This is a genomic window from Corynebacterium sp. HMSC074H12, assembly GCF_001813755.1.
Lineage (GTDB): Bacteria > Actinomycetota > Actinomycetes > Mycobacteriales > Mycobacteriaceae > Corynebacterium > Corynebacterium hiratae.
Map to the genome: position 1 here is coordinate 152,963 of NZ_KV813889.1, position 10,461 is coordinate 163,423.

The window sequence follows — 10,461 nt, forward strand, 5'->3', positions numbered from 1 at the left end:
ATGCTTTCTGCCGCTGACTTCCCCGTTGATCCGCAGGTTATGGAGCAACGGCTAAAGACTCTGCAAGCCAGCTATTTCGGCCGATCGAATGCTCATGGTCCGGCTGTTCCAGAGGTCATTTATGTGGCGGGGCAGCCAGCGTCAGGCAAATCAACGGCCATTGAATCGGTAAAGAACGGTCACGCGGTCCTTGATTCCGATGAGATTCGGAAGCTGCACCCCGCCCTCGACGAGATTGTGGAGCGCGATCCCTTACGCATGGACGTACTCACCAATGGGCCGGTGCCCTATTGGATGTCCTCGCTGATTGAGTATGGCCGTCAGCACGGGCACTCCCTCATCATTGAGAACACGCTGTCCAACCCGGAATTCATCGCGGGTGAGATAGCCAAGTTTCGGTCTGCGGGTTTCCGCGTGAAGGTCGTGGGCCTGGCGGTGGCGCAGGAGGTCTCCAGGCTGGGCGTGGTCCAGCGCTACCTGGAGGCGCAGCGTGTGAGCCGCTACCCGCGCTGGACCAATGAGGTTTCCCATACGTCGGGCTTTAAAGCCATCGTCCCAGGGCTTCAAGCGATTGCCCCGCTTGTCGACGACCTCGAGATCCGCACCCGCGACGGCCGTACCTTGAGCGGCATCGAGGATATTGAAGCCGAGCGCGCAACCTGGTTCGACTCCCCCGCTGTTCGGGCCGACTGGCTGGCCCGTTTCGACAGCTGTGACTTGAGTGGGCTTGAAGCTGAGAAGCTCACGCAAAACCTCGTGGCTGATGCAGAGCTTATCCGCAAGCTTTAAGGCTGTGCCCGTGGAACTGCGCGCCCGGTAGGCGGTGAGAGCTTCGTGTCAAAGCGGCTGCTGGCGAGCTGGCGGTCTGCGAGGTCTAGCAGGCTGAGGATGTCGTCTGCGTGGAGTTTAGATTCAACGTGTGATCGACCGCCGATTATCGGGCACGCTGGACTTCAGTTCATCTGTGGTCGAGCGGCCCAGGCGTTGACATTGCATTGCTGCTCGGTGTGGTCGCCCGCAGCCCGAGCGAGTGTCTCGCTCCGGCTGCGATCGCTGTGATGCCGGTCCATGACTGGACATCGCACTGGCCTCTGCTGTCGTCGCTGACGGCGACGACGGTGCCGTCTTCGTGTAAGCCGACGGTGTGTAGGTAGCCGGCAAAGACCCCGGACACGTGTGTCCACCGGGCGACGTCGGTCTGCCCTCGCTGATTGTTGCCAGTTGCGAGGGCTGTGCCGTCGCGTCGAACTGCGATTGTGTGCCAGTCGCCGCATCCGATCTCAGTTGACCATGATCTCGCTGTAGATTGTCCTACGTGGGGGGCATGTGGTGGAGTAAAGATTTTCGACCTGACATCTGGCCGCAAGACAGGAAGGAGCCCGGGACCGGGAGTACGATGCCTAATGATCCTCTCAACCTCGACAAGGCCGGCGAGTGGGCTGGCGTGTGGTGGCTGCCGGAAGCCCCTAGCGAGAAGGTCCCGGGTGTCCTACGGTACGACCCGGAAGATGGTCTCTCTCTGTCGCTGATCGGCACCTTCGAGGATCGGATCTTGACGACGGACTCGTCTGGATGGACTGCTGTTCACGAAGGAACCCGCACCTGGGAAGTCATGCACGGTGTGGCCGAGCTCAGGGAGATCACACTGCTTGGCTGTGTTCCTAGGAGCACCAGAAGGACCATGGGTGCGCGAGTGGCGAGCCCTGATAAGCAGACCGTGACCGCGACGGTCGCCATCATCGGCGCGCATGTCAGCGGTGACGCGGATCCGGCGTTCGCTAGGGCAGAAGTCTCAGTCGAGGATCTGAGTCTCTGGGCGGCGTCTTCTGTGTTCGAAGGATCCCTCGGGGCTCCCGACGGCAAGATCGATGGGACCGGGCGTATCTCGGTGAAGCCGGTCGAGGCGCAATCGGTCGTGGTCGACGACACTGAGTATCGCCTTCAGCACACGCACACGCTTCCATTCTTCGACCAGCGCAAGGGAGGAAGCGTCGGACGTATGCGGGACACGGTGTCCATCTGCGTCGTGCCAGCCGAACCATTCTCTCTGAGTGTTGCTCTGCAGGAGGCGAGCCTGGTGCAGGACCTGATCTCCCTGGCGACGCATCGCGCGGCCGGAGTGATCTGGCTCCGACTGGAAGTTGCCGGGACCGAGTCGCACTTCCCTGATGGCCGCCCGCTGCCGCGCCGACGTGCCGATGTGCTCTACTCACCGGCCGCGCTTGGAAAACACGACGCGAAAGTCGTCGATCACCACCGAATGTTCTTCACCTGCGGCTCGATCCCATTTGAGGAGGTCATGCCCCGATGGTGCGAGGCCCATGGCCGCCTGGAGGCAGCGACAAACATGATCTTGGGCTTGCGCTACGCACCGGCCCGTTTTGTTGAGAACAATCTTCTGACGGCAGTCGATGCTGCCGAGGTGTTGCACCGCAACCTCCGCATCGACGAGAAACCGTTCCCCAACGCGGAGTTCAGGGCGATGCGAGAGGCGATGCTGGCGCAGGTTCCCGATGAGCACCGAAACAGGTTCAAGGGGGCGATCCGCAACGACCCGACCCTCCGTGATCGGCTCCATGCCCTCGCCGCGCGACCCGATCAGGAAGCGATCGCACAGCTCTTACCGGATGTCGACCATTGGGCGAAGTGGACGACGCGCGCCCGCAATGACCTCGCGCACGAGGGCAGAACGCCCAACCATTCCATCGAGGAGCTGATCGCCGTCGTCGAGGTGACGACCGCGGTCGTAATCCTCAACGTCTTGCACGAGCTCGGGTTGCCGGCGGAGCGGCAGCGAGAGATCGTGCGGGAGCACCCGCAACTGAGGGCTACGTTCCGTACCGCTGCCGAATGGCTGGTTCCCTCACCAAACCCTTAGGTGCACTGCGATAGCCGCTACTTCGGAACCTCCGTGACGCTGCTGCCCGGTCGTTTAGTGCGAGACGCGTGTAAGCCTGCTCTATCGCTCGTTCGTTGAGTGCGTCATGGCGGGCGGGCGAGACGACCGGCTGTAAGTGGTGGCAGCGCGTCAGTGCCGCCTGGTGCGGCGGTGAGACGGGAGAATGTCGTCGGCCCTTAAGAACGCGGTGGAGTTCCGCTTCAATGTCAAAGCTCCATGTCGACGTGCTGCCGGGCCCGTTTCCCCCGGAAGCATGTCTGAGACCGTCATGACGCCTGAGACGCTTGCCCTACGCGGGATTCTCGTTGCGCGTCTTGACTAGTTCCAGGTGCTCATCGATCGGTACGGCGCGACCAACCCGAAGTTGTTCGGGTCCGTCGCGCGCGGCACCGCGTCTGCAGGATCGGACATCGACATCCTCGTCGGGATGGACCCTGCGGAGGGACGTCTCCTGATGCGTGCGTCTGGTCTGCTCGAGGAGAGTCGCGCTCTGTTCGGGCGCGATGGCATCGACGTGTTTCCTGCCCAGTTGCTCAGGCACCCGGTATCCGCTTCGACGCTCGCCGAGGCGGTGCCGCTGTGAGTCGCAGTCCGGCGAAGCCGTGAACCATCTTCCCGATGAGATCACCGGCGCGCACCCTGAGATCGTCTGGCCTCAGATTCGGGATTTCCGCAACATCCTGGTGCACCAGTATTTCGGCGTCGACATCGACGTGGTCCGCGATATCGTCGATACTCATCTGCCTCCTCTTGCCTAGGCGCTGCGGTGCCACATCTCTGCTAACTGACGGCGCGGCTCCAAAGGTTATTCGGCTACGGAACGTGGTCGAGTTTAAGTTCAATGTTAGCTAAGGGCCTTATTAAAAGCGTTTGGCAACACGCGCTCCTATTTACCTTCGTATCTCGCGAGACGCTGACGTGGATGGCCTCACCATCGACCGGCAGCGTCAGGACTGTGAAGCCATTGCAAAGCAGCGTGGCTTGGACGTTGGACATAGGACATAACTACGTCGATCAGTCCATTTCCGCGTCAAAGAAGAATGTGGCTCGCCCCGACTACGACGCCATGGTGGCATCCTTTGAACGCGGCGAAATCGACGCGATCATCTGCTGGGACCTCGAACTACCCGCCCCACGTCGGTGGGTAGTCCGATCAGTCGGACAAAACTACTCCCGCACCACAGCGTAATAAGGGGTGCACCTTAAAAACATCCGGAGGTGGGGGTAACTCCCCCTCGTTGCCCAGAGACAAAATACGCCAGTGGCGTCTGTACGACGAGCCGAAGGTAGGACAAATTCCAATCCAGAGAGGTCTTGCACTGTTGCGGTGCGGTTGTCTTCTTTCTCACCGTATTGGACCCTGCGAAATTAATTGGATACGATAGGCCCATGTTGATTTCAGGTTCCGTTTTCATGCGGCCGCTCACCAGCCGCTAAGGCGGTTTTCTCCCTCCCGCAGGTTAGAAACCGCTCCGGTCCTTTAGCCGGGCGGCTATTTGTCATGCCCGGCTCCGTTTCAACTCCAAGGAGCACACCTGATGTCTGCATACGGATACGGCCGTCACGAGCATGGCCAAAATTTTCTCACAGACCACAAGATCATCAACTCCATCGTCGATCTTGTGAAACAAACCTCCGGCCCCATCATTGAGATCGGGCCAGGAAGCGGTGCCCTCACTCACCCGATGGCCCACTTGGGGAGGGCGATAACGGCAGTTGAGGTAGACGCAAAACTAGCTGCCAAACTCACAAAAAAGACCGCCTCGGCGGCGGTCGAAGTGGTCCATGATGATTTCCTTAACTTCCGGTTACCCGCCACTCCCTGCGTCATTGTGGGAAACATTCCCTTTCACCTCACCACTGCCATTCTTCGAAAGTTGTTGCATGCGCCGGCATGGACTGACGCTGTACTCCTCATGCAGTGGGAAGTCGCTCGCCGCCGGGCCGGGGTAGGTGCAAGCACGATGATGACGGCTCAGTGGTCCCCATGGTTCACGTTTCACCTTGGTTCCCGAGTACCAAGGTCTGCTTTCCGGCCACAGCCAAACGTTGACGGGGGGATCTTAGTGATCCGCCGGGTGGGTGACCCGAAGATTCCGATAGAGCAGCGCAAAGCCTTTCAGGCGATGGTGCACACCGTTTTCACTGCCCGGGGACGCGGGATAGGGGAAATTCTCCGAAGGGCAGGGTTGTTTTCATCACGTTCAGAGACACAATCATGGTTGCGCTCGCGAGGAATCGACCCCGCGACCCTACCTCCCAGATTGCACACCAGCGACTGGATCGATCTCTTCCAGGTGACTGGTTCCTCTCTACCTCACCATCGGCCCATTTCACCATCGGGAAGTAGTCAACGACCTCCTCAACGGAAAAATCGAGGCCGGCGGCGGTAATCCCCCCACCACCAAAACCGAAATCCACCAGTAGTAGTGAACGACCCATGTTCGTCTACCGTGAGCCGCGTTATGGCAGTGACGTGTTCTCGTCGGGCACAGTCATAGTTCCCGGCGTTGCCAGCGACAGGGTTCTACACCCAGCAGCGGGACCGATCAAAATCACCCGCACGGGGAACGACCCTGCTGGTGGTTTCGATTTTGATGAAAGCGAGGAGACATAGCCCCTCGCCAACTCCCCGTAGCTGGCGAACAGTAGCTCCTGGCGCTGGCGCTCGTTGGTGAGTTTGCGTGCCACATCGAAAGCCTTATCGACTTCCCGGTCCAAGTTGTTGTGAGCCTTGAGCAGAATTGGGTCCATCGATAACGGGTTGTAGTGCTCCGCGAGTGACCGCTGGGGGTGCCGCTCGCGTGCCCGCAGCACCAACTGTCCAGCGTCGATGATTCGCTGCTGCGCCTTCTCATCTAGTTCACACAGAGCTGGTCCGCAGTTGTAGCTCCCGATGTACTCCGAAAAACGGAAAAAATAAATAGTGGGGATACATCAACCTTCCACTTTCCATTCTTCCGGCTCAGAGTATTGAGGGGTCTGGGACCGGGTCCGTAAACCCTTTATGTTTTTCGCGCACAGCGGTTTTTAGCGACGCACCCTATAGGTTTTCCGCAGAACTTATATGTGTTTCTGTGCACCCCATATGTTGTCTGTTTTAGCGGTATTTCGTTGTTAATTCCGCACGCGCGCATCAAATGGTTATTTATCGACGACACTCCGTCGAGTTCAAGTTCAACGTGTAACGCGAGGCGTTAATGACGCTTCGCGTTATTGGGGGTAGGTTGAAGAGCGCTGTCTCTAACTCGGGTTTTCGTTCGGCCTCGGTCCATTCCGCTACCTCGTGTGAAGAATCTGCAAGCGGTATCGAACCGTTGAACTATTAGGTTCCCCCACAGTTCCCGTGCCTGCACGCATCGAGAAGGACCAGGTGGTGAACTCGAATGACTCGCCTGGTCCAACGTGTGTGCGCTCGGCGCGTGGTTTAACCCTTATAAGACTTGCCGGTCACAGCCTCAGCGTTTCGCTCGTGCAGCCCGCAGGCCGTTCAAGATCACGATGACTTCGGCGACTTCGTGTACCAACACGACGGCGGCCAAGCCCAGTACACCGCTGATCGCCAGTGGCATCAACACGATGATGATGGCCAGAGACAGCACGATGTTTTGGTTGATGATCCTGCTGCCTCGGCGGGCGTGCTGCAGCGCCTGCGGGATCAGCCGGAGGTCGTGGCCAGTGAAGGCGACGTCAGCGGACTCGATCGCGGCGTCAGAGCCGGTTGCTCCCATCGCAATGCCCACCGTTGCGCCCGCCAGTGCCGGCGCGTCGTTGATGCCGTCGCCGATCATCGCCGTCGGCGTCTTGGAGGAGAGTTCGGCGACGATGCTTGCCTTGTCCTCCGGTCGCAGCTCGGCGCGCACGTCGTCGATTCCGGCGATTTCAGCCAGCGCCCGGGCGGTGCGAGTGTTATCGCCGGTGAGCATGCTCACTTCCACGTCGTTGTCGTGCAGGGACTGCACGGCATCGGGCACCTCGGGCCGCAACTCGTCGCGCACCCCGATCGCCCCGGCGAGAGCGTCATCGACGGTGACTAGGACGCAGGTCTGGCCTTCGGACTCCATGCGCTCAACGTCCGCCTTCAGTGGCCCGGCGTCGATCCATCGGGGGCTGCCGACCAGCACCCGTCGGCCTTCGACGGTGCCGCCGATGCCATGACCGGCTTCCTCGCTGATATCCAAGGCGGTGGGCGCTTCGGGCTCCGCTGCCACGATCGCCGCGGCGAGGGGGTGCGTCGATTGCTGCTCAACCGCCGCCGCGAAGGAAAGCACCTGCGCCCGATCGAATCCGTCTGCCGGGACCACTCCGGTAACCTCGGGCTGGTTGCGGGTAAGGGTTCCGGTCTTGTCTACCGCTAGGTGACGGATGCCGCCGAGTCGCTCGAACGCCGCGCCGGACTTGATGACTACTCCGAACTGGCTGGCCGCGCCGATCGCGGCCACGACCGTCAGCGGCACGGAGATTGCCAGCGCGCACGGCGACGCTGCGACCAGGACCACCAGCGCACGGGTGATCCAAGTCTCGGGGTCGCCCAACAGCGAGCCGATCACGCCGACCAGCACCGCCAGGATCATCACCCCGGGCACTAGGGGTTGGGCAATTCGGTCGGCGATCCGGGCGCGGTCACCCTTCTCCGCCTGCGCCTGCTCGACGAGGTCGACGAGTGTGGTCAGCGAGTTGTCCGTTCCAGCTGCGGTCGTCTCGACCTCCAGCACACCGGCGGAGTTGATCGCTCCCGCGGGTACCTCGTCGCCGGGCGCAACCTCCTCCGGAATGGATTCTCCGGTGATCGCTGAGGTGTCAAGGCTGGAGCGTCCGGACCGAATGATGCCGTCCGTGGCGATCCGCTCCCCGGGGCGTACGACCATTAGCTCGCCAACCTCAAGGTCCTTCGCAGCGACCTCGGCCGTCGTACCGTCGCGCAGCACGGTCGCGGTTTGCGGTACCAGCTTCAACAGTGCCCGCAGTCCGCCTTGGGCCCGGTCCATCGCCTTGTCTTCAAGCGCCTCGGCGATCGAGTACAGGAACGCCAGCGCCGCGGCCTCTCCGACGAAACCAAGGATCACCGCGCCGACCGCGCTGATCGTCATAAGCAAGCCAATGCCGAGCTTGCGCTTCGTGACAAGGTTCCGGATCGCTCCAGGTGCGAACGTGTAAGCGCCCAACAGCAGGCCAAGCCAATACAGTACCGTTGCGGGCGTCTCCAAGTCGGACCAGTCCAGCGCCAGTCCTGTAATGAGGGCTACGCCGGAGAAGATCGGTAGCAGTAGCTCGGGGTCCTTCCACCATGGCCGATCGAGCTCTTCGATCTCCGTGGCGGGTTCGTGTTCGCATCCACATGCTGAACTCATGCGTCCGTTCCTTTCTCGCCGCAGCCGGGCACCGAGCACTCGGTGTCGATGCAGGGGGCATTCTCGTCGACGGCCAGCGTCGCGTTGACCAGCGCTTCGAGCGCCGCCGCGAGGTGCGGATCGGCAATTTCGTAGCGGGTCTTACGGCCCTCCGGCTCAGCGACGACGATGCCACAATCGCGTAGGCAGGACAGGTGGTTCGAGACGTTCGAGCGGGTCAGATCCAAGCTTTGCGAAATCTCGGCCGGGTAGCCCGGACCGTCGAGTAGGGTCATCAGGATTCGGGAACGCGTCGGATCAGCCATGGCCCGGCCGAGCCGGTTCATGACGTCGAGGCGCGAAGCAATAGTCAGCATGTGCTGAACAATACAACGTGTGTTGAACTATTCAAAATGCACTGAACTGACGGTTCCGCGAAGGTCCTGCGACCTGCAGGAATTAGTCGATGGGATAGCAGATGACTGATCCTTTGTGGTTCGGCTGCCACCCAACGCGGGAGCGACGTGATCGGCGGGGTCAGTTCAGCATTCGAATCAACGACCAGTGGCGGATCTGTTTTCGGTGGTCCGCCGCGGGGCCAGAGGAGGTTGAGATCGTTGACTACCACTGACAAGCTCCCTCCGGTTCACCCCGGTGAGATCCTCATGGAGGACTTTCTCAAGGAAATGGGGATCACCCAGCACAAGCTCGCCGTCTCCATTGGCGTTCCGCCCCGCCGGATCAACGAGATTGTCCACGGAAAGCGGGCTGTAACCGCGGACACTGCTCTTCGCTTGGCTAAGTTCTTCGGAATGAGCCCCCAGTTCTGGCTCGGGTTACAGGCTCAATATGACTTGGACGTGGCGGAAGACAAGATCCTCTCGGAAATCGAGCGGATTCAACCGGTCCAAGCTGTCTCAGCGTAGCGGTTACCCGAACCAGGTCCGTCAGCGTGAGGATATGCACGCGGATGGTTCGAACTAGGAAATTTGGGGCTGCCGTCGCGTGGACTTGAGTTCCGAGCGCCGCTTTTTCGCTTCGAGACGGCGTCGCACCGAGCTCTGCGTCGGCTTGGTCCTGCGCCGCGGGGGAGGAAGCGGAGCGAGCGCCTCACGCAAGAGGGCGGCCATGCGCTCTCGCGCCTCGGTGCGGTTACGGACCTGCGAGCGCTGCGTCGACGCGCTCACGGTGAGCACTGTGCCGTCCAGGCGGTGTTCGAGGTTGTGAAGGACGCGGCGACGCTGGGCGTCGGAAAGCGATGAGCACGTAGCGATATCGACGGAAAGCTGCACTTTGCTGTCCGTAGTATTGACGCCTTGGCCACCTGGTCCCGACGACTTCGCGAACCGCTCCGTCAGGTCGGCGGCGACGATGACCAGACCCCCGGGGATCCCTGGGCCAGGCGCGATGGTCAGGTCGTTCATACCGCCCAGCTTAGTTAGAGTTGCTTCCGGATCAGACCCGCCGTGCGAGATCAGGGTAGTGTACGACCACTCCGTCACCGTCGACCTCCAACTCGACGTCGACTCCCCGTGTTCCGCTTTCGTATCGGACAGTTTCAGCATCGACGGAGCTGTAGTACTGGTCTGATGCGATCACCTGGAGGGACGGCATATCAATCCAAGCCATGATCAGTTGCGTTTTCGGAACCTGAGTCTCAAGCAGCGTCAAGCGACGAATAGGCATTGTGTTGGTGAGAGGGCACAGACCGAGATCGCAATCGAGTGCGGCTTTCAGGTCGGCTGACTGGACGATACCGGGGGAGGGCAGATCTTCAGGCTGGGCACCCTCTTCATTGGTTTCCGCCGACCACACGCCTTGCTCGGACCTAAACAGCTCGAGGCTTCGCCCCCATCCGTCGCCTTCAACGTTCACCGTCACACGTTCGGTCACCCAGTTCTCCGCGGCGCGCAGCTCCCACGTGGCCTCGTATCCATCGCCGTATTGCACTCCGGAAGCGGTCAAACCGGCTCCTAAAAAATGAACTGCGGCCTCGTTCCGGATGAGGGGAGTCTCGACATGCTCCCACTTATACGTGCGCTCCATGGTGAGGAATTTACCACGCTTGATGGTGCGAAAAGGCAGGTAGCTTTCGATTTGGACCGCGTACCGAGGAGGAGGCTTACCGGCAGAATGGTGTACTTCGTAAGCCCGCGGCGCAGAAGAATTCCATGAATGAGAGCAGGGCCAACGTGCCCGTTGTTGCGACCGGCTATTTGGTAGCAGTGTCGT

Annotated in this window: 13 protein-coding genes and 1 pseudogene; 8 read left to right on the forward strand and 6 right to left on the reverse strand. The window is 60.7% G+C overall.

Annotated elements, in window-relative coordinates; all coding sequences use genetic code 11:
* Nucleotides 1–789 (forward strand): zeta toxin family protein, encoded by a 789-nt coding sequence (locus tag HMPREF2932_RS03695; RefSeq protein WP_070512990.1) that lies wholly within the window; start codon nucleotides 1–3, stop codon nucleotides 787–789.
* Nucleotides 790–958: 169 nt separating this feature from the next.
* Here the strand turns inward: HMPREF2932_RS03695 and HMPREF2932_RS13990 are convergent, their stop codons facing one another.
* Complete coding sequence (locus HMPREF2932_RS13990; RefSeq protein WP_232745421.1) at nucleotides 959–1,366, reverse strand: RCC1 domain-containing protein; 408 nt, start codon at nucleotides 1,364–1,366, stop codon at nucleotides 959–961.
* 30 nt (nucleotides 1,367–1,396) lie between these two features.
* Between HMPREF2932_RS13990 and HMPREF2932_RS03700 the strand changes: the two genes are divergently transcribed.
* The 5 genes from HMPREF2932_RS03700 (at nucleotide 1,397) to erm (ending at nucleotide 5,292) form a co-directional block, all read left to right on the forward strand.
* Nucleotides 1,397–2,878 carry an ApeA N-terminal domain 1-containing protein gene (locus tag HMPREF2932_RS03700; RefSeq protein WP_070512995.1) on the forward strand — a complete coding sequence of 494 codons (1,482 nt, stop codon included), beginning with the start codon at nucleotides 1,397–1,399 and terminating at the stop codon, nucleotides 2,876–2,878.
* 349 nt (nucleotides 2,879–3,227) lie between these two features.
* Nucleotides 3,228–3,482 (forward strand): nucleotidyltransferase family protein, encoded by a 255-nt coding sequence (locus HMPREF2932_RS13780; RefSeq protein WP_232745419.1) that lies wholly within the window; start codon nucleotides 3,228–3,230, stop codon nucleotides 3,480–3,482.
* Nucleotides 3,403–3,657: a HepT-like ribonuclease domain-containing protein gene (locus HMPREF2932_RS13940; protein ID WP_081636726.1), complete on the forward strand. Its 255-nt coding sequence runs from the start codon at nucleotides 3,403–3,405 to the stop codon at nucleotides 3,655–3,657. The genes HMPREF2932_RS13780 and HMPREF2932_RS13940 overlap by 80 nt, the downstream gene beginning before the upstream one ends.
* A gap of 197 nt (nucleotides 3,658–3,854) precedes the next feature.
* Entirely contained in the window at nucleotides 3,855–4,088 is a 234-nt protein-coding gene (locus HMPREF2932_RS03715) for a recombinase family protein (RefSeq protein WP_224784272.1), read from the forward strand.
* A 349-nt stretch (nucleotides 4,089–4,437) separates the two neighbouring features.
* The gene (erm, locus tag HMPREF2932_RS03720; RefSeq protein ID WP_070517629.1) at nucleotides 4,438–5,292 is read left to right on the forward strand and encodes a 23S ribosomal RNA methyltransferase Erm; all 855 of its coding nucleotides are present in this window, start codon (nucleotides 4,438–4,440) and stop codon (nucleotides 5,290–5,292) included.
* 70 nt (nucleotides 5,293–5,362) lie between these two features.
* On the opposite strand, the gene HMPREF2932_RS13995 is transcribed toward erm, so the two are convergent.
* From HMPREF2932_RS13995 to HMPREF2932_RS03735, 3 genes are all read right to left on the reverse strand, one after another.
* Complete coding sequence (locus tag HMPREF2932_RS13995) at nucleotides 5,363–5,716, reverse strand: type IIL restriction-modification enzyme MmeI (RefSeq protein ID WP_016423158.1); 354 nt, start codon at nucleotides 5,714–5,716, stop codon at nucleotides 5,363–5,365.
* A 641-nt stretch (nucleotides 5,717–6,357) separates the two neighbouring features.
* Nucleotides 6,358–8,250, reverse strand: coding sequence for a heavy metal translocating P-type ATPase (locus HMPREF2932_RS03730; protein ID WP_016423157.1), 1,893 nt, complete (start codon nucleotides 8,248–8,250; stop codon nucleotides 6,358–6,360).
* Nucleotides 8,247–8,606, reverse strand: coding sequence for a Cd(II)/Pb(II)-sensing metalloregulatory transcriptional regulator CmtR (locus tag HMPREF2932_RS03735; protein WP_005530797.1), 360 nt, complete (start codon nucleotides 8,604–8,606; stop codon nucleotides 8,247–8,249). Before HMPREF2932_RS03735 ends, HMPREF2932_RS03730 begins: the two co-directional genes overlap by 4 nt.
* Nucleotides 8,607–8,755: 149 nt before the next feature.
* Here HMPREF2932_RS03735 and HMPREF2932_RS13030 point away from each other — a divergent pair.
* A pseudogene (locus tag HMPREF2932_RS13030) lies at nucleotides 8,756–8,860 on the forward strand (type II toxin-antitoxin system RelE/ParE family toxin); the annotation flags it as partial.
* Nucleotides 8,847–9,155, forward strand: coding sequence for a HigA family addiction module antitoxin (locus HMPREF2932_RS03740; protein WP_083279048.1), 309 nt, complete (start codon nucleotides 8,847–8,849; stop codon nucleotides 9,153–9,155). The pseudogene HMPREF2932_RS13030 and the gene HMPREF2932_RS03740, both read left to right, overlap by 14 nt.
* Nucleotides 9,156–9,209: 54 nt before the next feature.
* Here HMPREF2932_RS03740 and arfB read toward each other — a convergent pair whose 3' ends face one another.
* Both arfB and HMPREF2932_RS03750 read right to left on the reverse strand, forming a co-directional pair.
* Entirely contained in the window at nucleotides 9,210–9,653 is a 444-nt protein-coding gene (arfB, locus tag HMPREF2932_RS03745) for an alternative ribosome rescue aminoacyl-tRNA hydrolase ArfB (RefSeq protein ID WP_070517628.1), read from the reverse strand.
* A 31-nt stretch (nucleotides 9,654–9,684) separates the two neighbouring features.
* Nucleotides 9,685–10,275, reverse strand: coding sequence for a putative glycolipid-binding domain-containing protein (locus tag HMPREF2932_RS03750; RefSeq protein ID WP_198531135.1), 591 nt, complete (start codon nucleotides 10,273–10,275; stop codon nucleotides 9,685–9,687).
* Nucleotides 10,276–10,461 lie beyond the last annotated feature (186 nt).